Raw genomic sequence first — 23,219 nt, forward strand, 5'->3', positions numbered from 1 at the left:
TCACGTGCTCATGCCTTCCGGAGATGAGGGTCTGTTGCTCTCTGTGCTCTGCTCGGCCGGTGCGCCCGCGGGGCGGCCCCCTGAACGGGTCGGCCCGGCGCTCCGGTCCTCGACCGCGCTCTCGCGCTGGGCCCGCAGGACGGCGGCCTCGAATTCGTCGATCTCGGATCGCGCCGCCTCCGCGTCGATGGGCTGCCAGGCGGGCGGCCGCGGGTTCGTGACGGTCCGTTTGGGCAGGCGGCTCGACGCGGTGGTGGCCGACAGGGTCGCACCGCGCACCCGGCGCCGCAGCGGACCGGTCTCGGCGGGCCTCGCCGGGGCGGTGCCGGAGCCGTCGGCGCCTTGAGGGGTCCCGGCGCCCATACCCTGTGGTGCCCCCACACCCGTACCCGCACCTTGTGGTGCCCCCACACCCATACCCGCACCGTGTGGCACCCCCGACGCCGTACCCGGCAGGGGCGTGTCGGGTGCGCTGCTCTGCCCGGGCCGGGGTGTGCCGGAGCCGTTCGGGGTGTGAGTTCTGGCGCCCTCGCCGCTCGCGCCGGCCACGGGGTCCTTCTCCCGCGCATGGCCGGGAGACTCCCCGCCCCGGGCGCGCGCGGGAATCCGGCGGGGCAGGGCCGAAGTGCCGGGCGCCCGCTCCACCCTCGCGGGGCGCGGCTCGGTCGTGCCGGAGCGGCGGGCGGGCGGGAGGATGTGCGGGGCCCGCGCCGCGCTACCGGTCGGGTCGGCGGGCAGGAGATGGGACGACGGGAGCGCGACGGTGACGGTGACGCCGCCGCCCGGGGTGCGGGACAGGACGACTTCGATGCCCCAGCGCCGGGAGAGTCCGCCGACCACGAAGAGGCCCAGGACCTCCGTCGGCGCCAGGTCGAGCCGTTCGCGGCGGACGAGGCGGGCGTTCTCCTGCTCCAGCCGCTCGGGGCTCATCCCAAGCCCGTGGTCGATGATCTCGACGAGGGCGCCGCCGCCGGAGCCGTGCCGGGGACGCAGCACCACTTCGACGCTGCTGGACGCCGGGGAGAACATCACCGCGTTCTCCAGCAGTTCCGCGAGCATCAGCGTCAGATCGCCGACGATGTCGGGAACGACGGTGACATCGCCCTCGGCGTGCGGGGTGACGCGCTGGTAGCCCTCGATCTGGCCGAGCGCGGCGCGGACGATGTTGCTGAGCCGCATCGGTTCGGTGTTGAGACCCGTCTCGCTGATCCCGGCGAGCAGCATCAGGCTGTCGGCGTTGCGCTGGAGACGTACGGCGATGTGGTCGATGCGGTAGAGCCGGTCCAGTACCTCCGGGTCGGTCTCGCCGCGCTCCACCGAGTCGATCAGCGCGAGTTGACGTGCCGTCAGATTGCTGACGCGGCGGCCGACGTTGCCGAACATCTCGGCGATGTTGCGGCGGCTGATGACCTGGCGCTCCAGCAGGGCGGTCGCGGTGACCTGAACCTGGTTGAACGATTCGGCGAGTTCACCGATCTCGTCCCGGACCAGCACGGGTACGGCTTCCAGGCGCGGCGGGCTCGCGTCGTCGGCGTCGTCGTCCGCGACCCGGGCCAGCTCGGTCTCGGCCGCGCCGGCCACGTGCTGGGCCGCCTCCGTGAGGGTCCGTACGGTGCGCACCACGGAGCGGCGCATCAGCACGGAGAACAGGATCCAGGCCGCGAAGGCGAGCACGTTGATGGCGATCAGCCAGAACACCTGCCACCAGGTGTCGTTCGACGCCTCCTGAGTGTCGGCGGCGATCTCACCGATGAGCGACTGGGTGATCTTCAGGCGGTTCTGGGCCTGGCGCTCATAGGTGGGGTCGGCGGTCAGGGCGTCGTCGAGGGCGGCGCGCAGCTGCGCGGAGTCCTCGGCGACCAGGCCGCTGGGGTCGACCTGGAGCGCGGCCCAGTGCTGGGCGATGACGCTCTGGTACGGGCTGTGCTCGATCTCCGCGAGGTCGCTGCCCTGCTCCTGGCTGGCGAACCGGGTGAACCGCTCGGCCTGGTAGGTGTACTGCTCGTAGTCGCCGACGGCGCCGGTGAATTCGATGAGCGCGTTGGGGTCCCGGGTGCGCGCCGCGAAGACGCTGGTCTCGAAGGACGCGTGGGCGGTGTCGGCGCGCAGCAGCGCGTCGAGGAGGTTGCCCGCGGACGAGGAGGACTCGCTGCCCGACCGGCCGAGCCCGAGGCCGTTGATGAGCCCCTCGATCACCGACCCGTACGCGGGGTCGATGTTGTCGGCGGGGATGGGGCCCTGTTCGACGGACTCGCGCAGGCTGTCCAGGCCCTCCAGCTCCTTGAGCGCCTGGGCCTCGGCGTCGGGCAGCCGGCCCCCGTACGTCGACCTGACGGCCTCGGCCTGGGCGGTGACCTTCCGCTGCGCCTGGAGGTACGAGGAGGTGCCGGGCGGGCTGTCGCCGGAGCGGGCGGCCTCGTGACGCAGGGAGACCAGGAGTGCCTGCCGGTGCTCGGTCTGCACGCCGTCGATGAGCTTGGTCACCTGGGCGCTGTCCCGCACGAGTTGGGCGGTTTCGGCGGCGGAGCGGGCCTGGCCGATCTCGGCGTAGACGACGTAGGAGAGCATCGCCGAGACGATCACGAGCGGGACGGTCACCAGAACGTTGAGTTTCCGGCGGAAAGGCCACCGGTCGAGAAGGGAAGGTGTCCGGCCTATTCGGGAGGGCGTGGGCTGCTGTCCCGGGGCGGCTTTCCTGTGCGCGGGCACCAAACCTCCTCGACTTCATTCCCCGTGGAAGCCCGCTGCCCGGGCCGTGGATTCGCGGTCGCGACAAGCGGCCACGCGCTCAGGCCGACAAGTGGAACAGGGCCCTCAACACGGCCAACATTAGCGGCTGCCGCGACAGTACGGCCATGACCAACCAAAGAGTGACATCTGGATACGTCGGATTCGCCCGTATTTTGGACGCGTTGAGCACAAGGGACGAAGCCGTGCGATCCCCGTCGGTGATCTATTCGTGTCTTGACGGTCCGTAAGGGGGCTCGCTTGGATCGTGTGGACTGTTGCCACCCGCACCTTCCGGCCACCTCCGTCCCGCCCATGCACAAGTCTGGATGACCACGTGACCCTCGCCAGAAGCACCAGAACGTCCGCAACGTACGCTGTATCCCTGCTGGTTGTGGCCACGGCCGCCCTGACAGGCTGCGGTTCCTCCGACAGCTCCGGCAAGGACGACCCCTTGAGCGGGGACACCGCCAAGGGCGGTACGGTCGTGGTCGGTTCCAACAACTTCCCCGAGAGCATCCTGCTCGCCGACATCTACGGTGAGGCCCTCAAGTCCAAGGGTGTCAAGGTCAGTTACAAGCTGAACATCGGCAGCCGCGAGACCACGTACGGCCTGATCAAGAACGGTACGATCACGGTCCTTCCCGAGTACAACGGGGCCCTGCTCGCCTACCTGAACGCCAAGGCGACCCCGAAGACGGTCGAGGAGACCAGCACCGCCATCAAGGCCGAACTCGACGCGAAGCTCACCCTGTTGGAGCCGTCCGCGGCCCAGGACAAGGACGCGGTCGCGGTCAACGAGGCCACGGCCAAGAAGTACAAGCTCACGGGCCAGTCGACGATCGCGGACCTCGCCGACGTGGCGCCGGATCTGGTCATCGGCGGCTCGCCGGAGTTCCAGACCCGGCAGCAGGGGCTGAAGGGCCTCAAGTCCGTATACGGCCTTGAATTCAAGTCCTTCAAGGCGCTGGACGCGGGCGGTCCGCTGACGGTGGCGGCACTCAAGGGCAACAACATCCAGGCCGCAGACATTTTCACGACCGACCCCGGAATCAGCAAGAACAAGTTTGTGGTCCTCCAGGACCCCAAGAATCTCTTCGGTTTCGAGAACGTAACTCCGCTGGCTTACAAGAGCGGTCTCACGTCGGCGGGAGTTTCCGTACTCAATAACGTCTCGGCGAAGCTCGACACGGAAACCCTGGTGAAGCTCAACAGCCAGGTGCAGGACGACAACAAGGACCCGCTGGACGTGGCCAAGTCGTGGCTGTCCTCCGCCGGACTGTCCTGACGGGTGCCTGACGGGTGCCTGCCGGCCGGGGCGGGCATCCGCTCCGGCCCGACGCCCTGGCGACGTACGGCTGAGGAGAGAACGCCCGTCATGCTCAAGCGCACCGCCGACTCGGCCCCCGGCGGCACGGCCATCGGCGCCGCGGCCACCGGGGCGTCACTCGACGGCCATGGTCTCGACGTGGGCACGGTCGCCCGGATCGCCGACGGCGCGCTGCCTCCCGGCGTGCGTCCTGCGGCGCTTGAGGCGATGGAGCGCGCCCGGCGGGCCGCGCGCAGGCTGGCGGCGGAGGGCGCCCGAGTGTACGGGCACAGCACCGGTGTCGGGGCGCACCGGGGTGTTGCCGTCGAGGAACAGGACGGCGCGGGCCATGACCTGCGGCTGCTGCTCAGCCATGCGGGCGGCCTGGGCGATCCTCTCCCGGTGCGCCAGGTCCGCGCGATGATGGTGGTGCGGGTCAACCAACTGCTCGCCGGGGGCTCCGGCTTGCGCCCCGAGATCGCCGTGGCGCTGGCGGACGCGCTCCGAGCGGGGGCACATCCCCTGGTCAACGAGTACGGGTCCGTCGGCACCGGCGACCTGACGGCGCTGGCGCAGTTGGGCCTGGCCCTCTTCGGGCACGGCTCGTGGCAACGGGACGAGGCCGGCGGCGCGGAGCCGTTCCCCGAGCGGCTGGAGCTCCAACGCGGCGACGCGCTGGCCCTGTTGAGCAGCAACGCCCTCACCCTCGGGCAGTCCGCGCTCGTCTGTCACGACCTCGGCAGGCTGCTGCGCGCCGCGCACGTGGTGGCCGCGCTGTCGCTGCACGCGGTGGACGGCTCCCTCGAGCCGTACGCGCCCGAGGTCCACCGGGCCCACCCGCATCCGGCGATCGGGCGGGCGGCGGCGTGTGTGCGGGGGCTGCTGGGCGTACCGGAGCGGCGGGTGTCCTATGTGACGGAAGGGCAGGATCCTGGCGTACGGGAACGGACTCCCGGCGTACGAGAACGACAGGATCCCGGAGCACGGGAACCGGCTCCCGGCGTACGAGAACGACAGGATCCCGGCGTACCGGAGCGGTGGCTGACCGGTGTGCCGAAGCAGTCGATGCCGCCATCCTCGGCGCCATCGCCTTCCTCGCCGTCGTCGGCGTCCTCGCCGCCATCGCCGCCGTCTTCGCCGTCCGCACGCGTGCAGGATCCCTTCGGTTTCCGGTGCTTTCCCCAGTCCCACGGCCCCGCGACGGAGGCGTGGGCGGGCCTGGAGAGAGTGCTGTCCATCGACCTCAACTCGGCTGCCGAGAACCCCCTGTTCGGCTGGGACGAGCTCACGGGCGCTCCGGTCGCCCACCACCACGGCGGTTTCTTCGCCACCCCGCTCACCCTCGGGCTCGACCAGTTGTGCCTCGCCGTGCTCGGCACGGCCCGGCTCTCCGCCGCCCGGCTGTCCGGCCTCGGCCGCCCCGAACTGACCGGGCTGCGCTCGTACTTGGCCGCCGGGGCGTCTGCCGGTTCGGGGATGATGATCCTGGAGTACGGCGCGGCGGCCGCGATCGCCGAGATCCAGGCGTGCGCCACCCCGGCCGCCCTCGGGCACGTGGTGCTGTCGCACGGGCTGGAAGAGGCCGCGAGCTTCGCCACCCAGGCGGCCCGCAAGGCGCTGCGGCTGACCGACGCGTACCGACTGGTGCTGGGCTGCGAACTCGTCGCCGCGGTACGGGCGCTGCGCCAGCGCGGCGCCGCACCCGCCCAGGCGACCCCGGCGGGCCGCGCCTACGCCCGTGCGGCGGCGGTCCTGGACCCCGCCATGGAGGACCGCCCGCTCACGGACGACGTGACCGACGCCGCGGCTCTCCTGGAGGAGTTCGCCGAACTCGCCACGGAGTGCTGATCCGGAAACCCGGCCAGGGGTCCAGAACGCCGGTCCGCCGCCGTGCCCGTCAGCTCCGCGCGCCGGGCGCGACGGCCTCCGGCTCGGTGCGTGCCGAGTCGCCGGAAGCGCGGGGCGTGCCGGAGATTCGGCCTGCGCGCTGGACCGGGACGAGGAGTGCGGCCAGCGCGGCGGCGAGGCAGAGCAGGGCCAGCAAGCTGAACCCGTGGGTGTAGCCGGACGCGTACGGCAGGCCCGAGGGCTGGAGGCGGCCGGTCACCAGGACGCTGGTCACCGCGGCGCCGATGGAACCGCCGATGGTCCGGATGTTGGCGTTCATGCCGGTTGCGGCACCGGTCTGCTCGGCCGGGACGCTGCCGACGATCAGGTTGGCCATCGACGCGAAGGCAAGCCCGATGCCGAGGCCGAACACGCCTGCCGCGAAGGCCACTTGCCACTGCCGGTCGTGCCACAGGGCGGTCCATGGAGGGGTACGAGCGCGTCGACGGTGCGTGCGGCCGCACGCACCCACGGAGAACGCCCGTCCACCATGCCCTCCGCGACCGCGCCGCGCGGCCGGCCAGGAGGCAGCAGTGACGGCTCAGCCGTTCCCCGTCAGCGAGATCGTCGCGTCCCAGCGTCCGCACCGAAAGGACGCCGCACGCAACTACGACGCCCCGCTGGCCGCCGCGCGCGAGGCGTTCGCTGAACACGGCGCGGAAGCCTCCCTGGAAGACATCGCCCGTCGCGCGGGCGTCGGCGTCGGCATCGGCATCGGCATCGGCATCGGCATCGGCACGCTCTACCGGAACTTCCCCACCCGCCGCCACCTCTTCGAGAGCGTCTACGCGGACGAGGTGAACGCCCTGTGCCAGGTGGCCCAGGAGGTCGCCGCGCTGGAGCCGTGGGAGGCGCTGACCTCGTGGCTGCGCCGGTTCGTGGACTACACCGTGACCAAGCGGGCCATCCGCGAGGCGCTCAACAACGAGTCGGACGTCTTCCTCACCTGCCGCGACTCGATGTACCAGGCGGGCGGCCCGCTCTTCGAGCGGGCCCAGAAGGCCGGCAAGGCCCGCCCGGACATGGACTTCGACGACCTCCTGCGGATGGTCGCCGGCATCACCTCGACGCACTTCCTCGACGACACCCAGCGCGACCGCGTCCTGACCGTCGCCCTCGACGGTGTCCGGGCCGCACGCTGACATACGGCACCGCCAGCGGGTCCCGGGCAGTCCGACGGGCGCCCCCGACCGACCTCGCCACCCACCTCCTCCTCGTCGCGGCGGTCCCGCAGTTCTTCGACAGCACCCAGAACAGCGGCGTCGGCATCTGGCTCGGCCTCCTCACCGGCCTCCTCACCGGCCTCGCCACCACCGCCGCGCTGCTGCTCCGCCGCTTCAATCAGGGCGTCGGTCGCCTGCACACCACCTCGGCTCCTGCCGAGGCGTGACCGGGGCAGCCGACAAGCGCTGTGCTGCGACCGGCCCGTGGGTGGGCCGCCTCGTCCAGGCGGGGCTCGTCGGCCTCGGCGAGCAGGCCGATGAGCGTCGACCGGGCGCGCGCCACGCGGGAGCGGACCGTCCCGACGGGACAGCCGCCGGCCGCGGCCGCCTCCGCGTACGGCAGCCCCATCAGCTGGGTGCGGACGAACGCCTCGCGGCGCTCGTCGGGCAGCGCGGCCAGCAGGTCGAGGAGCGCGATGCCGTCGTCGAAGCCGGGCAGGTCGCGCGGCTGGGCGAGTTCGGCCGTCAGCTGCCAGTCGCCGACGTCGGACAGCCGCGGTCGGGCGGCGGCCTGCCGGAAGCTGTCGATCACCGCGCGGCGCGCGATGGCCATCAGCCACGAACGGGCCGAGGAACGCCCCTCGAACCGGTGCAGGGTGCCGAGCGCCCGCAGGAACGTGTCCTGAGCGAGGTCGTCGGCGGCCTGCGGGTCCGCGGAGAGGTGGGCGACGTAGCGCACGACGTCGCGGTGCAGGGCGCGGACGAAGCGGTCCACCGCGTCCGGGTCGCCGCCGCGGGCGGCGAGCGCCCAGGCGGTGATCGACTCGTCGACCGATGCCGCTTTATGGCTTCTGTCGGGCGACGTGGGCAGGGCAGAAGTGATCACCAGGTGTCCTTCTCGGGTCATCCGGGATCCGGACCAGCACGACGGCGCGCGGTGGTCCGGTGTGGGGTACGCCCGTACGGGAGGTACGGGCGATGCCCGAGGCGCGCACAGAGGCACCTCGGGGAACCAGCTGTCTCAGACGACAGCGGCCCGGGCCGGAGGACCCCGAGAGGTGATCGCGTGGACGAGAAGGAGTGGCCGCAGCGCCTGGTCCGAGCGGCTGCGGCGTACCCGGATGTGCGGGCGGTGCGGTGGCGCGGGCAGCGCCAGCGGCAGCCGCAGCGGGGCGGCCAGTCGGCTCGCCGCGGCTCGCAGGATGCGGAAGGCGGCGCGCTCACCGTACGCCAGCCACAGGCCGCACAGCAGCGCGGCCAGCAGGTGAGCGGCGAACATGCCGAACGACGACGTGCCGCCCATGTCTTGGCCGGCGTGAGCCATGTGGCCCGAGCCCACGTTCCCCATGTCCATGGAAGCCATGGAGTTCATGTCCGTGAAGTCCATGGCCATCGAAGCCATCGGCATGGTGGCCGTGCCGGTCGAGCCCGGGGCCGCCGGCTGTACGACCGACTGCGCGAACTCGAAGGCCGAGTGGAGCGCGCCCTGCGCGAGGACCACCACGGACACGATCAGCGGCAGCCCCCGCTCACGACCGGCCAGGCACCAGCCCGCGCCGCCCGTGGCCACGGCTCCGGCGCCCATCTCCCACCAGGGCACCGAAGCGCCCGACATCATCACGTGCCCGAGGGCGGCGAGCAGCACACAGACGGCCGCGAACACCGCGGCCCGTACCGTGCGAGAACCCCACCCAGCAATCATGACGGCCCTCATCCTCGCATCCGCGGCCCGGCCGTCAGGGGTGGGTACGGAAATCGGCGGGGTGCGGCCGCACCGATCGCCCCGCCGACGAACGCTGTGCCGCCGGCGGGGCGATGGGTGCTGGGTTCAGCTCAGCGCAGCCGGTCCTTGGCCTTGTAGTACGCCCCGGCGAAGGGCAGGAACCAGGCGGTGCCGTTGTAGAAGGGGACGGGGACCTTGGGGAAGCCGAGGCCGCGCAGGGGGTTGGCCTCCGGGTGGCCGTCCATCATCTCGGCCATCGCCCGGCCCATGTAGGTGGCCATCTGGACGCCGTGGCCGCAGTACCCCATGGAGTAGTACAGGCCGTTCTCCTCGCCCGCGTGCGGGATGCGGTCGTAGGAGAAGCCGACGCTGCCGCCCCACACGTAGTCGATCCGTACGTCCGCCAACTGCGGGAAGATTTCCGTCAGTTCACGCCTCAGCACATCCCCCGACTTGAGGTCGGAGGCCGGGTTGGACGGGGCGAACCGGGCCCGGCCGCCGAAGGCGAGGCGGTGGTCCGGGGTGAGGCGGATGTAGTGGCCGATGTTCTTGGAGTCGACCACCAGCCGGCCGCCCGGGATGAGTGCACGGGCGCGCTCCTCGCCCAGCGGTTCGGTGACGATGATGAAGCTGCCGACGTTGATCAGCCGCTTGCGGAACCAGGGCAGCGCCTTGTCGGTGTAGGCGTCGGTGGCGACCATCACCTGCTTGGCGCGGATCGTGCCCTGCAGGGTCTCGACCAGGAAGCCGCCGTCGGGCGTCCGGGTGAGGGCGGTGGCCGCGTTGCGCTCGTGGATCTCGGCGCCCGCGCGTTCCGCGGCCTCCGCCAGGCCGTGCACGTACTTGCCCACGTGCAGGGCGGCGCTGAGCGGGTCGAGCAGGGCGCCGTGGTAGTAGTCGGAGCCGAGTTCGGTGCGCATCTCGCTCTTGCTGAGCAGGCGCGTCTCGTGGCCGAAGTTCTCGGCGAGGTCGCGCTGTGTGGCCCGCATGCCGTCGAAGTGCTGGGGTTTGTACGCGACTCCGAGGCGCCCGGCCCGGTGGAAGTCGCAGTCGATCTGCTCCTTCTGCGTCAACTCCTCCACCACGTCGACCGCTTCGCGGAAGGAGTCGTACAACTCCCGTGCGCGCGGCTGCCCATAGCGCTTGCGGGCCTCGGCGACGCCGACGGTGATGCCCTGGGTACACATGCTGCCGTTGCGCCCGGAGGCGCCGGAGCCGACCTTGTCCTTCTCGACGAGGACGACATGGGCGCCCTTGCGGGCGGCGTGGTAGGCGGTGGACAGGCCGGTGAGTCCGCCGCCGATGACCACCACGTCCGCGGTGTCGGGCAGGTCCTTGCCCGAACGGTCGGGCAGCTGCGGAGCGGTGTCGAGCCAGTAAGGGATCTGCTTCATGGCGAGGGCTCCTGATCAGCAGCCGAGGAGGGCGGGCAGGCCCGACAGGTCACGGAGTTCGTCGTACGGCTGATGGGCGGTGCTGCCGCGGCGGCCGTAGCGGTTGATCCACACCCGCCGCTTCAGACCGAGGTCGCGGGTGGGGATGAGGTCGTACTCCCAGCCCTGCGCGGTATGAATGACCTGGGCCGGGTCGATGTCCATGACCTTGTAGGCGTGCTCGAAGGTCTGGCGGTCGGGCTTGTACGCCTGGGCCTGCTGGGCGGTGATGACATGGTCGAACTCGACGCCGATGTTGGCGACGTTCTGGGCGATGAGGTCGTCGTTGGTGTTGGAGATGATGGCGATCTCGTAGCGGGACTTGAGCGCGCGCAGCGCGTCCGGCACTTCGGGGAACGGGCCGAAGGTGGGCACCGCCTCGACCAGGGCGTCGCCGTCCGACGTCCGGTACTCCAGGCCGTGCAGCCGCATCGCCATCTCCAGGCTGGAGTGAAGGACTTCGTCGTACGGGCGGTACGCCTCGAGGACGGCCTGGAAGCGCATGACGCGGAAGTCGTCCAGGAACTCGTCGACGTCCAGGCCGTCCAGGTCGAGCCGGTCGGCGAGGACCTTGAGGGTGGTCGGGCCGAGCTGGAAGTCGATCAGGGTGCCGTAGGCGTCGAACGTGACGATCTCACGCATGGTGTTCAACCTCATTCCGGGAAGGTCATGGGCGGTCTCATGGGGAATCTCTGGGGGTTTCAGACCACCCGTTCGCCGGGGGCCACGATCGTGTCGAGTGCGGCCAGGTCGGCCGCGTCGGGAGTCCAGTCGGCCGCCGCCGCGTTGGCGGTGACCTGCTCGGGGGTCATGGCGCCGCAGATCACGGAGCCGACGGCGGGCAGGGCGGCGAGTGCGCCGACGGCCACCTGAAGGAGGCTCAGGCCGCGCTCGGTGCCGTACGGGACGAGCGCCTCGACGCGGTCGAGTGCGGCGTCGGTGAGCCAGCCCTGCCGCCACGACAGCCGGCTGCCCGGTGGGGGCTGTTCGCCGCGCCGGTACTTGCCGCTGAGCAGGCCGTTGGCCAGCGGGTAGTACGGCAGCAGGCCGACGCCGGTGCGCAGACAGGCCGGGATCAGGCCGGTCTCCGCGCCGCGGTCGAGGAGGTGGTAGCGGGCCTGGGTGCTGACGAAGGCGTCGGTGAGATGCTCGGCCGGGAGGTTGGAGCAGCCGATGTGGCGGACCTTGCCCTCGTCGACCAACTCCTGGAGCGCCGCGACCGTTTCGTCGAGCGGGGTGAACCCGTCCGGCTCGTGGTACTGGTACAGATCGATCCGGTCGGTGCCGAGCCGGCGCAGTGAACTCTCCACGGCGTACCGGATGTACGGGCGGGCGCCGCGCCTGCCGTACCGGTCGGCGTCCGTGCCCATCTCCATGCCGAACTTGGTGGCCAGCACGACCTGGTCGCGGTGGCCCTTCAGCGCGGCGCCGAGCAGCCGTTCGCCGTCGCCGCGCGCGCCGCCCGACTCACCGAACCCGCCGTACATGTCGGCGGTGTCGAAGAGCGTGATCCCGGCGTCGACCGCCGCGTGCACCACGGCCTTTGTGCCGTCCTCGCCGAGCCGGGAGCCGAAGTTGTTGCCGCCGAGACCGACCACGGAGACCATGGGCCCGCGCTCGCCGAGCCGCCGGTACCTCATGGCCGCTCCCCGAACCCGATGCAGACGTTCTTCGTCTGGGTGTAACTCGCCAGCGCCTCCAGGCCCTTCTCCCGGCCCCAGCCGCTGTGCTTGTAGCCGCCGAAGGGCAGCTCGACGCCGGTGCCGACGCCGGTGGCGTTGACGTACACCTGGCCCGCCCTGATGCCCTCGGCCATGCGCAGTGCCTTGTCGAGGTCGCGGGTCCAGACGTACGAGGCGAGGCCGTACGGGCTGTCGTTGGCGAGGGCGAGCGCCTCGTCGGCGTCGTCGAACTCGATGACCGTGACGACCGGGCCGAAGATCTCCTCGCGGGCGGTGCGGGCCTGGTTGGTGAGCCCGGTCAGGACGGTGGGTTCGATGTAGTAGCCGTCGGCGAGGGCGGGGTCCGCCGGGCTCCCGCCACCGGTGCGGACGGTCGCACCTTCCTCGCGCGCCAGGTCCAAGTAGCCCTGGACGCGGTCACGTTGGCGGGCGGCGACCAGCGGGCCGACGTCCGGGTCGGCCACACCCGGGCCGAGGCTCAGGGAGGCGGCGTACGCCACCAGCCTGTCGAGAAACTCCTCCGCGCCGCGCTGGAGCAGCAGCCGGGTCCCGGCCGAGCAGGTCTGCCCCGCGTTGCCGAAGACGGATCCCGCGACCGCGCCGAGCGCCAGGTCGAAGTCGGCGTCGGCGAAGACGACGACCGGTGACTTGCCGCCGAGTTCCACCACCGCGGGCACGACATTGGCGGCTGCCGCCTGGGCGACCTTGATCCCGGTGGGTACGGAGCCGGTGAAGGTGACCTGGTCGATGCCGGGGTGTCCGGCGAGGGCCGCGCCCGTGTCGCCGTCGCCGGGCACGACGTTCAGGACGCCCGGCGGCAGCCCGCATTCGAGGGCGATCCGCCCGATCTCCAGCGGCGTCAACGGTGCCTCCGGGGACGGCTTCAGCACCACCGTGCACCCTGCCGCCAGCGCCGGGGCGGAGCCCCGGGCGGTGTTCTGGAGCGGGTAGTTGAAGGGGATGATCTGGCCGGAGACGCCGATCGGCTCGCGGACGGTGTAGTCGAGCAGGCCGGGGCCGAGCGGGATCGTGGAGCCGCCGAGTTTGTCGGCGATTCCGGCGTAGAACTCGAAGTAGCGGGCCGCGGCCTCGACATCGGCCTTGGCCTGCCGCAGCGGTTTCCCGACGTCGAGGCTCTCGATACGGGCCAGCCGCTCGCCCTGGTCGCGGATCGCCCCGGCGATCCGGTACAGCAGCCGCCCCCGGTCGGCGGCGCGCATCCGCGCCCACTCGGGTGCCGCCAGGGCGGCCCGCGCGGCGGCCACCGCCTGGTCCACGTCCGCCGTCCCGGCCAGGGACGCCTCGGCGATCTGTGTGCCGTGCGCGGGATCGAGGACGGGGAAGGTGCGGCCGTCGGCGGCCGGAACCCGCTTGCCGTCGATGAGCAGTTCGGTCGGCTGGAGTTCGCCGGTCACGGGCGGATCTCCCCCTGGATCTCGCCGAAGATGACGACTTCGTCGCCGGGGCGGACGGTGCGGATGCGGCGCACCCAGAGCACGATGCCGTCCTGCGGGGCGCGGACCTCCTCCAGCGTGTTGCCGTAGTGGTCGACGACGTGGGCGATCAGGTCGCCTTCCTTGCATGTCTCGCCCGGCTCGGCGTGCCCGAGGAAGAAGCCGCCGGACGCGGAGCGGGCGAAGGTGCCGCTGACGGCGGTGTAGCTGTCGCGCAGCTCCGGCTCACCGTCGGTCATGCCGAGCTGCCGCATGATGTTGCGGACGGAGTTGATGTGCAGCTCGACGGTCGACTCGCGATACGTGCCGCCGCCCGCCTCGATGGTGATGGCGGGCTTGCCCGCCGCGAGGGTGGGGTGCCGGACCGTGCCGCCCCACTTGCCGCCCTTCCACACGAGTTGGTGTCCGGCCGCGAGCCCCATGTCCGTGGCCAGCTCCTCATAGCCGCCCTGGACGATGGCCAGCGGGGCGATCTCGCCGAAGGTGCCGCCCGTGTGCAGGTCCACGAGCGCGTCGATGGCGGGGACGACCTGCTCGACGAAGGTGGCGGCCAGGCGCAGCGAGTACGAGCCGTCCGCGTCGCCGGGGAAGATGCGGTTGAGGTTGAGGTGGTCCAGGCCGCTGGTGCGGGCGGCGGCCTCGAAGGCCGGGGTGTTCATGCAGGGGATGCCGACCAGGGTGCCGCGCAGGGTGGCGGGGTCGGATTCGGCAAGCACGCGGCGGATGGCCTGCTGGCCGTCGTACTCGTCGCCGTGCACGCCCGCGTCGACGCAGAGCACCGGGCCGGGCTCGGTGCCGTTGACGACGATCAGCGGTATGCCGAGGTCGACGCCGTAGGTGCTGGTGCCGACCGGGATCAGACCCTCGGCTCGTTCGCCGGGCGCGACGGTCAGGGGACCGATGGAGTACATGGGATTCCTTTCGAATGCGGGTGTCATGCCTCAACTGCCGTGTCAGAGACGGTCGGAGGCCTCGTCGAGGGTGTCCGCGATGATGTCGGCGATACGGTCGAGGAGTGGGCGGTCACTGATCAGCGGTGGGGCGATCTGCACCAGCGGGGCGGCCCGGTTGTAGACCCGGGCGAGCAGTCCGGCCTCGCGCAGCCGGCGCGGGATCAGGTCGGCGACGAGCGCGGAGCGGGCGGGGTCGGAGAAGCCGCCGTCCGCCAGGTCCCCGACGAGTTCGCAGGCGTAGAAGAACCCGGCGCCGCGCACGTCTCCGACGATCGGCAGCGCGCTGAGGGATGCCATGCGCTCCGCGAGACGGCCTTGCAGATCCCGTACGTTCTCCAGGATCCGGTCGCGTTCCATGATCTCCAGGCTGCGCAGGGCGATCGCCGCGCTCAGCGGGTGCCCGGCGAAGGTGTAGCCGTGGTTGAGGACCGCGCCGGGCTGATTGATGACCTCGGCGACCCGGGTCCCGACGAGGGTGGCGCCCATCGGGGCGTACCCGGCGGTGATGCCCTTGGCGACGGTGACGAGGTCGGGGCGGGCGCCGTAGCGGTCGCCGCCGAACCACTCGCCGAGCCGGCCGAAGGCGGTGATCACTTCGTCGGCGACGAGCAGGAAGCCGTACCGGTCGGCCAGCGCCCGCAGCCCCGGCCAGTAGCCGTCGGGCGGGGTGATGCAGCCGCCGCGGTTCTGCACCGGCTCCGCGATCAGCATGGCGATGGTCTCCGGGCCTTCGGCCAGGATCTCGGCCTCCAACTCGGCGAGCAGGTAGGCGGTGTACGTGGTGTCGTCGGCGAACTCCGGGGCCAGACCGAAGCGGTTGGTGTTGGACACGAACCGGGTCTCGATGGCCGGGGGGCCGTACGGCTCCTTCAGGCCGGGGTCGTCGGTGAGCGACAGAGCGCCCAGGGTCAGCCCGTGGTAGGCGCCGCGCCGGGAGAGGGCCTTGGTGCGGCCCGGTTCGCCGCGCAGGGCGTGGTACTTGCGGGCGATCTTCCAGGCGGTCTCGACCGCTTCCGCGCCGCCGCCGGAGAAGAAGGTGTGCTCGATGTCGACGGGGGCGATCCGGGAGAGCCGCTCGGCGAGTTCGATGGCGGTGGGATGCGCGGAGGAGGACCACAGCGGGCTGAAGCACAGCTCCCGCAGCTGCCGGGCGGCGGCGTCCGCGATCTCGTCGGCGTAGGAGTAGCCGAGCTGGCAGCAGTACAGGCCGGAGAGGCCGTCGATGTAGCGTCTGCCGTCCGCGTCGTCGATGTACGGGCCCTCGCCGCGCCGTACGACGAAGACGTTCTCGCCGTCGCGGCCGAGTGAGCCGTTGGGCGTCATGTTGAGCAGCAGATGTCGGGCGGCGGTGGAAGGCAGTTCGCCGGTGCTGCTCGTGTTGGTGCTCGTGGTCATGGGGTCTCGTTTCCGGCGGGGAGGCCCGCTGCGGGCTCCATGGGCAGCAGACCGCTCTGCTTGTCGGAGCCGAGTCGGCGCACCACGCCGACCAGTGCGAGGGCCAGGACGGCGACGGCGATGAGGATCGCGCTGATGGCGGTCACCGACGGGTCGACGTCGTACTGGAGGACGTTGAACACCTCGACCGGCAGGGTCACGGTGTCGACGGAGGACAGGAACTGGGAGATGAAGAACTCGTCGAAGCTGGTGATGAAGGAGAAGATCGCGGCGGCGATCAGCCCGGGAGCGGCCAGCGGGAAGGTGATGCGCCGGGCGATGGTGAGCCGGCCCGCGCCCATGCTGGCCGCCGCGTCCTCCAGCCGTTCGTCGATGCCCTTCAGCGTGGCCATCAGGATCATCACGGCGATCGGTGAGGCCAGCACGGTGTGGCCGAGTGCGATGGCGATCGGGCTGCCGAGCATCGAGGCGGGCTCGAACAGCAGGAAGAGTCCGAGGGCGATGACGACCTGGGGGATCACCAGCGGGGCGAGCACGAGCCCGTAGACCGCGGAGCGCAGCGGCAGTTCGCTGCGGACCAGTGCGGTGGCCGCGGTCATCCCCAGGACCAGGGAGAACACGGTGGTCAGCGCGGCGACCAGGGCGCTCAGGGCGAGCGCGGCGGGCCACTTGCTGCCGTCGGCGAACAACTGGCGGTACCAGCCCAGGGTCCAGGAGTCGGGCGGGAAGGAGCCGAAGGCGTCGTTGCCGAAGGAGGTGACGACGATGACGACGATCGGGAGGGCGAGGAACAGCAGGATGAGAGTGGAGAAGACCGTCAGGGCGATCCGCCCGGTCAGTGTGGAGCGCAGTCCGATCATGACGTGCCCCGATTCCGTGCGGCCACGCCGACGGCCTTGGCCAGCCGCAGGAGCAGCAGTCCGGCGAAGGTGAGCAGCAGCAGGATGATGCCGAGCGCGGAGGCGCCGTTCCACTGGTTCTGCTTCATGACCTGCTCGTCGATGAGCGAGGCGACCATGGTCTGTTTGGGGCCGCCCATGAGGGCGGGCGTGAGGTAGTAGCCGAGGCAGAGGATGAAGCTCAGCACTCCGGCGTTGACCAGGCCGGGGGCGACCAGCGGCAGATAGATCCGCCGGAAGATCACCAGTCGTCCCGCGCCCATGCTGGCCGCGGCGGCGAGCAGCCGCCGGTCGACCCCGCGCATCACGGCGTACAGCAGCAGCACCGTGTACGGCAGCATCACCGAAGTGGTGCCGATGACCACACCGAGCTCGTTGTAGAGCAACTGGAAGGGCGCGCCCGGTATGTGAAGGTCCGTCAGAACATTGTTCACGACGCCGTGTTCGCCGAGCAGGATGATCCAGCCGTAGGTGCGCACCAGCGCGCTGATGAAGTGCGGGACGATGACGATGATCATCACCAGGCCGGCCCAGAGCGGACGCAGCCGGGTCACCGCGGAGGCCAGCAGGAAGCCGATGACCAGGCTGAGGAGCGAGGTCTCGGCGGAGATCCGCAGGGTGGTGAGCAGGATCTCCAGGTTGGCACCGCGGAACGCGTCGGCGTACCAGTGCAGCGTCCAGGCGCCGTCGTCGCCCTTGAGGCTGAGCAGCAGGGTGCTGAAGATCGGGTAGACGAAGAGGATCAGGAGGTAGATGACGACCGGCGCGGCGTTGAGCAGCCCGAAGCGGGTGCGGCGGCCGAGACGGACTTTCGGACGGACCGCGGTGGCGGGTGCCGGGGCGAGTACGGAGCCGGCCATGGTCACCCGTCCCCTTCTACGGCTTCTGCGGCGAACACGCTGACGTCCGAGGGCTCGGCGGTCAGGCCGACACGTTCGCCGACGGCGGGTGCGCGGCCGGCCGGGAGTTCCAGTCGTACGAGTTCGGCGCCCTCGTCTCCGATCGGCCGGACGGCGACCCTGACCAGGGTTCCCACATAGGTGACCGCCTCCACGGTCCCGGTACAGAAGCCGTCGGACGCCTGACACAGCCCGAGCCGCCCCGGCTGCACCGCGGCCCGCACCCGCCCGCCGTCCGGCACCGACTGCGCACGCGCCTTCAGCAGACCGCCGGTGTCGAGCCGTACGAGACAGTGCGCTGCATCATCGGGCTGCCCCTCCACATGCCCGTTGAGGAAGTTGGCGGCGCCCAGGAAGTCGGCGACGAACGGGGTGCGGGGCCGCTCGAAGAGTTCCCTGGGGGTGTCGAACTGGTCGATCCGGCCGTCCCGCATCACGGCGATACGGTCGGAGAGGACCAGCGCCTCTTCCTGATCATGCGTCACATAGATGACGGTGAGGCCGAGTTCGCGCTGGATCCGCTTGATCTCGGTCTGCAACTGGTCGCGCAGCTTCTTGTCGAGGGCGCCCAGCGGCTCGTCCATGAGGATGACCGGCGGCCGGTAGACGAGGGCCCGGCACAGGGCGACGCGCTGCTGCTGGCCGCCGGACAGTTCGCGCGGCCGGCGGCGGGCGAGGCCGGAGAGCCCGGCCATCTCCAGGGTCTCGCCGACCCGGCGGCGTATCTCCGCCTTCGGTGTGCCCCGGAGCTGGAGTGGGAAGGCGATGTTCTCCCCGACGGTCATGTGCGGGAAGAGCAGGTACTGCTGGAAGACAAAACCCAGGCCGCGTTTCTGCGGCGCCAGTCGGGTCACATCGCGGTCGCCCACGAGGATGGTGCCGGAATCGGGCTCGGTGAATCCGGCGATCATCATCAGGGTGGTGGTCTTCCCGGAGCCCGAGGACCCGAGGAAGGTGACGAACTCGCCCGCCGCGATCTCCATGGAGACCTCGTCGACGGCGGTGACGCCACCGTACGTCTTGCGCAGTCCCGTCACGGACAGCGGCTTTCCGGTGCCGGAGCCCGGCGGCGGGAAGGCCGCCGGGGCCGACAGCTGCCGCTCGGACTTGACGTCGAGCTCAGGCATGCGTCCACTCCTGCCAACGCTTGGAGACCGCGTCCTGGTTCTTGATCCACCACTCGACGTCCAGGTCGAAGCCGGTCTCCAGGTGCTTCGGCGAACTGGCGAGATTCGCGGCGGTGGTGGTCGAGAGCTTCTTGTAGGCGGCGGGCACGACCGGGCCCATGGGGTAGATCTCGGCGAAGTGCGCCTGCACCTCGGGCCGGAGCGAGAAGTCGATGAGCTCGTAGGCGGCGTCGAGGTTGGCGGTGCCCTTGGGGATGCCCCAGCCGTTGCTCTGCCGACGGGCGCCGTTCCACTGGTAGGCCAGCGGCGAGCCCTGCTTGATGAGGTCGTCCAGACGGCCGTGCCACACGCTGGAGGCCACGACCTCCTTGCGGCCGAGCAGCACGCCGGGCAGGGCACCGGTGTCCCAGAACTTCTTCACCGAACCCTTGATCCGGTCCAGGGACTTGAAGGCGCGCTCCACGTCGAGGGGGTACAGCTTGTCCGGCGCCACACCGTCGGCGAGCAGCGCGAACTCCAGCTCGGGCAGGTCCGCGTCCACCGCCTGGAGCGCGCGGCTGCCGGAGAACGCCTTGGTGTCCCAGAAGTCCGCCCAGGAGGCGGGCTTCTTCCCGCCGAAGGCGTCGGTGCGGTATGCCATGACGCTGGCCCAGTAGTTCTTGCCGAGCGCGTGGGTCGCGACCAGTGACTTGGCTATGCCCGCGTTCGTGAAGTTCTTCAGCCGGTCGTAGTCCAGCTCCTCGGTCGCGCCCTCCTGCTTGAAGAGCACGAAGTCGGCCATGGAGTCGTCGATGACGTCGAACTGCGGGCGGCCCTGCTTGATCTGGGCGAGCATCTGGGCGTACTCGATGTTCGCCACCTTGATCTGGATGCCGGTCTCTTTGGTGAACGGCTCGTAGATCGCCTTCTGGTTGGCTTCGCCATAGGTGCCGCCGCTGTTGCGGACGACGAGCGTCTTGGAGCTCTTGGCGCTGCCGCTGTCGGCGGACCGGCTGGTGCCGGTGCCGCATGCGGTGAGCGAGGTCGCGGCGACGCCTGCCGCGACTCCGCCGACGCCGCGCAGGAACAGTCTGCGATCGATCCGGACATCTCTCACCTTGTGCCTCCTGGCAGTGCTGTGCGTGAAGGGGGATGCGTCGTGGTGGATCTCGTAGGGTGCGCGGGTGCTGCGAGGGCTGCGGGGGGTGGGGTTTCGGGGCGGCCCGGACCGGCCGACGTCGTCAGCTGCCCGGGACCGGCGGGTGGCGTCAGCTGCTGGGATCGGAGGACGGCTCCAGCGGCCGGACCGGCGGGCGTCATCAGCTGCCAGGACCGGAGGACCGCGTCAGCGGCCGGGGTCCTTCGGGGCGGCGATGGCGGCCAGTTCGGCGCCGGGGGCCACGGTGAGGCCGTGCATGCCGTAGAAGATCCGTCCGCTCGCCGTGGCGCCGACCTTGTGCTCGTGGCCGTCGGCCGGCTCGATGATGTGGCCGATGATCTGGCCCTCCGTCACGTCGTCGCCGGCGGTGAAGTCCGGGTACCACAGGCCGGTGGCCTCGGCGGTGACGGCTCCGGCCCAGACCCATTCGCGTACGGGCGCGGGCTCGGACGGATCGGCCGGGTCCAGTGCGCCGAGTCTGCGCAGCAGCCCGTAGAGGCCCTCTACGAGGCGGCGGGCCGCGGCCGGGTCGCGTTCGCCGAGTTGGCCCGTCTCCACGAGGACGGCAGGGATGCCCTGCCGGGCCGCGGCCGCGTGGCTGTTGCCGCCTTCGGCATCGAGCCCGAGGATGATGTCCTCGATGCCGAGGGACCGGGCCATCTCCCCAGCCTTGGCGTCGACTTCGTCATCGCCGGTAAGGCGCAGGCCGACGAAGTCGCGCAGGGTCTCGTCGATGCCGCCGGAGTGCAGATCGATGTAGGCATCCGCGCCGTCGATCAGGTGCGCGAAGAGCCAGGCCGCCAGCCGCTCGGTGGGAGAACCGTCGGGGTCACCGGGGAAGACGCGGTTGATGTTCACCCCGTCGAGAGGCGAGGTGCCGAGCCGTCCCTCGTACACGGCAGGGGGGTTGGCGACCGGGCAGACGAGCACCTGGCCGCGTACCTCATCGGGTTCCAGCAGGGCCGCGAGCCGCGTCGCGGCGTCCACGCCGGTGAACTCGCCGCCGTGCACGCCCGCGGTGATGACCACGCGGGGGCCGGGCCGGGTGCCACCCACCAGGGTGACCGGGACGTCCGCGGTGGTGGTGCCCAGGTCGGCCGGGACGGCGCCGCGGGTCTTGGTTCCGGGCGCGGCGTGCAGTGCGCCGAAGTCCAGGGACGAAGGAGCGGCGTCCTGTGGCGTCATGTCGTACCTCATTGCTTGTCGGAGCTGTCAGGCCGCTGCGCGGTCCGACGTGGAGATGAAGTCGATGGGCCGGGGCGACGTGCCCTCCAGCGCGAGGTCGGCTGCGATGTCACCGATGGCGGGCGAGAGTTTGAAGCCGTGGCCGGAGAATCCGGCGAGCAGGACGACGTTCTCGTTGCCCTGTCCGCCGGGCAACGGGCCGACCAGCGGACGGCTGCTCTCGGTGTAGCCCTCCATGAAGACGGACAACCGGACCGGGTCGGGGTGCAGGTCAGGCATGTAGCGCGAGAGCAGCTCGGTGAAGATGTCCAGCTCCTCAGGCTCGACGGTCCGGTCGAGGCGGTTCGGGTCATCCACCGGCCGATGCAGCGCCCGGGACAGACCGAGCTTCACGGAGACGCCGTCCGGCGAAGGAAGTCCGTAGCAGTGGGTGGGCGCGGTGCGGATGAAGGCCGGGCGCTCCTCGCCCTCCCCGAACCAGGCGTCGGTGGTGGGCACGTACCAGGCGTTGATCAGCCGGCGGATGTCCACCTCCCACGGCAGCTCGGGCAGCAGGTCGTTGACCCAGGGGCCGACGGTGACCACGGCCGTGTCGAAGTGCTCGCTCCCGGCGTCCGTACGGATCTCCACGCCGTTCGGGACGGGCACGATCTCGCGGACCGGGGTGTAGCGGTGGATGCGGGCGCCGAGCTGCTCGGCCCGGCGGGCCGCGGAGTGGATGGTCAACTCGGGGCGGATGAAGCCCGCGTGGCGGTCGAGTACGGCCGCGTCGCCGTCCTCGATACGGAATTGCGGGAAGCGCTTGGCGAGTGCCTCGGCATCCAGCACCTCGTGGTCGAGGCCGTGTTCGGCGATGGACTCCAGGACGGTGGCCATCTGCTGGTGCTCGGTGGGGCCCATGAGCAGACAGCCGGTCAGCCGGCGCAGCTCGCGCCCGGTCTCCCGCTGGAGCTGCTCCCACAGGGCGTCGGCGTGCAGCAGCAGGGGAACGTACCGCGAGTCCTCGAAGTGTGCGCTGCGGAAGATCCGGGTCTCCCCGCCGGCGGCGCTGCGGTCGTGGCCCGGGGCGAAGCGGTCGAAGCCGACGACCTCGGCTCCGCGGGCCGCCAGGCGCCAGGCGGCCTGGCTGCCCATCGTTCCGACACCGACGACGGCGACACGCTTCCTGACAGACACAGAAGGGGGTTCCTTTCGTCTCGCCGGACGCTCAAGCTGGGCGCCCGGCGCGCAGGCTGTTCGATGCGAGAAGGGGTGGAGGAGATCAGAGGCGCGCACCCGTCCGGGATGAGAGGGGCTGGGATTCGGGACTCAACTCCTGTGTGGAGTCGACCTCTTGTGAAGGTCGCCCATCCGGAGTCCGTGCCACATTGTGGAACGCCGTGCTAGAATCTGGCACGAGAATTGCAGCGGGCCGGTAGGGAGTCAAGAGGGTGTCGACGCACAATTCGCAGGATTAACAGGGGGAAACCAGATGGAAATGAAGAGCGTGACCAGGTCACTGCGCATCCTGGAAGCGGTCGCGCAGCATCAGCCGGTGACCGTGGGGGAACTGACCAAGCTCTTCGGGCTTCCCAAGTCGACCGTGCAGCGCACGCTGGTCACTCTGAACGAGGCGGGCTGGCTGCGCGCGAACCGCAAGGACACGACCCGCTGGGAGATCGGCGTACGGGTGCTCGCCGTACGGCCCGCGGCGCTTCAGGGCTCAAGTCTGTTCGCGGCTGCGAGGGAGCCCATGGTCCGGCTCAGGGACTCGGTGAACGAGACGATTCACCTCTCGGTGCCGGACGCGTTGCAGTGCATGGTCGTGGTGGACCGGGTCGACTGCGACCAAGCGGTCCGTACGTTCCACGACATCGGTGACACCTCACCACTGCACGCCACCGCCACCGGGCACGCGATCCTCGCGCACCTCCCGGCGGCCGACATCGACGAGGTGATCACCCGGGGGTTGGAGAGCTACAGCGAGTCGACCCCCAGCGATCCGGCCGAACTGCGCGCCGGCCTGGACCGCGTACGCACCGACGGGTACGCGGTCAACCGCAATCAGTACCGCCCGGACGTGTGCGCGCTCGCCGCGCCCATCCTGGACGGCGACGGCACCCCGCTCGCCGCACTGGCCGTCTCCATGCCGGACTCCCGGTACGACGCCGCCCGGCTGCCCGAACTGGGCCGCCTCGTCGCGGACACGGCGGCGGAAATCACCGCGCGGCGGCTGGGTGGGTAGGCAAGCGGGGGTGTCCGGGAG

The 23,219-nt window shown here is 70.9% G+C and carries 19 protein-coding genes and 1 pseudogene; 4 read left to right on the plus strand and 16 right to left on the minus strand.

The window, feature by feature from the left end:
• Positions 1 to 2,598, minus strand: coding sequence for a sensor histidine kinase (locus ACZ4WS_RS03380; protein WP_467976669.1), 2,598 nt, complete (start codon positions 2,596 to 2,598; stop codon positions 1 to 3).
• A 514-nt stretch (positions 2,599 to 3,112) separates the two neighbouring features.
• Here ACZ4WS_RS03380 and ACZ4WS_RS03385 point away from each other — a divergent pair.
• Both ACZ4WS_RS03385 and ACZ4WS_RS03390 read left to right on the plus strand, forming a co-directional pair.
• A complete protein-coding gene (locus ACZ4WS_RS03385) occupies positions 3,113 to 4,015 on the plus strand; it encodes an ABC transporter substrate-binding protein (RefSeq protein ID WP_467977163.1) in 903 nt (300 codons plus the stop codon).
• Between the two features lie 90 nt (positions 4,016 to 4,105).
• Positions 4,106 to 5,884 (plus strand): aromatic amino acid lyase, encoded by a 1,779-nt coding sequence (locus ACZ4WS_RS03390; protein WP_467976670.1) that lies wholly within the window; start codon positions 4,106 to 4,108, stop codon positions 5,882 to 5,884.
• 49 nt (positions 5,885 to 5,933) lie between these two features.
• Here the strand turns inward: ACZ4WS_RS03390 and ACZ4WS_RS03395 are convergent.
• A pseudogene (locus ACZ4WS_RS03395) lies at positions 5,934 to 6,410 on the minus strand (MFS transporter); the annotation flags it as partial.
• A gap of 46 nt (positions 6,411 to 6,456) precedes the next feature.
• Between ACZ4WS_RS03395 and ACZ4WS_RS03400 the strand changes: the two are divergent.
• Positions 6,457 to 7,065, plus strand: coding sequence for a TetR/AcrR family transcriptional regulator (locus ACZ4WS_RS03400; RefSeq protein WP_467976672.1), 609 nt, complete (start codon positions 6,457 to 6,459; stop codon positions 7,063 to 7,065).
• 199 nt (positions 7,066 to 7,264) lie between these two features.
• Here ACZ4WS_RS03400 and ACZ4WS_RS03405 read toward each other — a convergent pair whose 3' ends face one another.
• From ACZ4WS_RS03405 to solA, 14 genes are all read right to left on the minus strand, one after another.
• On the minus strand, positions 7,265 to 7,972 hold the full coding sequence (locus ACZ4WS_RS03405; protein WP_467976673.1) for a sigma-70 family RNA polymerase sigma factor: 708 nt from the start codon (positions 7,970 to 7,972) through the stop codon (positions 7,265 to 7,267).
• 135 nt (positions 7,973 to 8,107) lie between these two features.
• Entirely contained in the window at positions 8,108 to 8,788 is a 681-nt protein-coding gene (locus ACZ4WS_RS03410) for a hypothetical protein (RefSeq protein ID WP_467976675.1), read from the minus strand.
• 131 nt (positions 8,789 to 8,919) lie between these two features.
• Positions 8,920 to 10,203, minus strand: coding sequence for an NAD(P)/FAD-dependent oxidoreductase (locus ACZ4WS_RS03415; RefSeq protein WP_467976677.1), 1,284 nt, complete (start codon positions 10,201 to 10,203; stop codon positions 8,920 to 8,922).
• Positions 10,204 to 10,218: 15 nt separating this feature from the next.
• Positions 10,219 to 10,884, minus strand: a complete 666-nt coding sequence (locus ACZ4WS_RS03420; protein ID WP_467976679.1) for a haloacid dehalogenase type II — start codon at positions 10,882 to 10,884, stop codon at positions 10,219 to 10,221.
• 59 nt (positions 10,885 to 10,943) lie between these two features.
• A complete protein-coding gene (locus ACZ4WS_RS03425; RefSeq protein ID WP_467976680.1) occupies positions 10,944 to 11,882 on the minus strand; it encodes an aldo/keto reductase in 939 nt (312 codons plus the stop codon).
• Positions 11,879 to 13,339, minus strand: coding sequence for an aldehyde dehydrogenase family protein (locus ACZ4WS_RS03430; protein WP_467976681.1), 1,461 nt, complete (start codon positions 13,337 to 13,339; stop codon positions 11,879 to 11,881). Before ACZ4WS_RS03430 ends, ACZ4WS_RS03425 begins: the two co-directional genes overlap by 4 nt.
• Positions 13,336 to 14,289 carry a succinylglutamate desuccinylase/aspartoacylase family protein gene (locus tag ACZ4WS_RS03435; protein ID WP_467976683.1) on the minus strand — a complete coding sequence of 318 codons (954 nt, stop codon included), beginning with the start codon at positions 14,287 to 14,289 and terminating at the stop codon, positions 13,336 to 13,338. The genes ACZ4WS_RS03430 and ACZ4WS_RS03435 overlap by 4 nt, the downstream gene beginning before the upstream one ends.
• Positions 14,290 to 14,331: 42 nt before the next feature.
• Positions 14,332 to 15,726 (minus strand): aminotransferase class III-fold pyridoxal phosphate-dependent enzyme, encoded by a 1,395-nt coding sequence (locus tag ACZ4WS_RS03440; RefSeq protein ID WP_467976684.1) that lies wholly within the window; start codon positions 15,724 to 15,726, stop codon positions 14,332 to 14,334.
• The gene (locus ACZ4WS_RS03445; protein ID WP_467976686.1) at positions 15,723 to 16,586 is read right to left on the minus strand and encodes an ABC transporter permease; all 864 of its coding nucleotides are present in this window, start codon (positions 16,584 to 16,586) and stop codon (positions 15,723 to 15,725) included. Before ACZ4WS_RS03445 ends, ACZ4WS_RS03440 begins: the two co-directional genes overlap by 4 nt.
• Entirely contained in the window at positions 16,583 to 17,485 is a 903-nt protein-coding gene (locus ACZ4WS_RS03450) for an ABC transporter permease (protein ID WP_467976688.1), read from the minus strand. The genes ACZ4WS_RS03445 and ACZ4WS_RS03450 overlap by 4 nt, the downstream gene beginning before the upstream one ends.
• A 2-nt stretch (positions 17,486 to 17,487) precedes the next feature.
• A complete protein-coding gene (locus ACZ4WS_RS03455; RefSeq protein ID WP_467976689.1) occupies positions 17,488 to 18,651 on the minus strand; it encodes an ABC transporter ATP-binding protein in 1,164 nt (387 codons plus the stop codon).
• Positions 18,644 to 19,747 carry an ABC transporter substrate-binding protein gene (locus ACZ4WS_RS03460; protein WP_467976691.1) on the minus strand — a complete coding sequence of 368 codons (1,104 nt, stop codon included), beginning with the start codon at positions 19,745 to 19,747 and terminating at the stop codon, positions 18,644 to 18,646. Before ACZ4WS_RS03460 ends, ACZ4WS_RS03455 begins: the two co-directional genes overlap by 8 nt.
• 228 nt (positions 19,748 to 19,975) lie before the next feature.
• Positions 19,976 to 20,974: a M14 family metallopeptidase gene (locus tag ACZ4WS_RS03465; RefSeq protein WP_467976692.1), complete on the minus strand. Its 999-nt coding sequence runs from the start codon at positions 20,972 to 20,974 to the stop codon at positions 19,976 to 19,978.
• A 27-nt stretch (positions 20,975 to 21,001) separates the two neighbouring features.
• Positions 21,002 to 22,150 (minus strand): N-methyl-L-tryptophan oxidase, encoded by a 1,149-nt coding sequence (gene solA, locus ACZ4WS_RS03470; protein ID WP_467976694.1) that lies wholly within the window; start codon positions 22,148 to 22,150, stop codon positions 21,002 to 21,004.
• A 301-nt stretch (positions 22,151 to 22,451) separates the two neighbouring features.
• Between solA and ACZ4WS_RS03475 the strand changes: the two genes are divergently transcribed.
• The gene (locus tag ACZ4WS_RS03475; protein ID WP_467977165.1) at positions 22,452 to 23,198 is read left to right on the plus strand and encodes an IclR family transcriptional regulator; all 747 of its coding nucleotides are present in this window, start codon (positions 22,452 to 22,454) and stop codon (positions 23,196 to 23,198) included.
• Positions 23,199 to 23,219: the final 21 nt, after the last annotated feature.

The sequence above is a fragment of the Streptomyces sp. NPDC029292 genome, assembly GCF_055569295.1.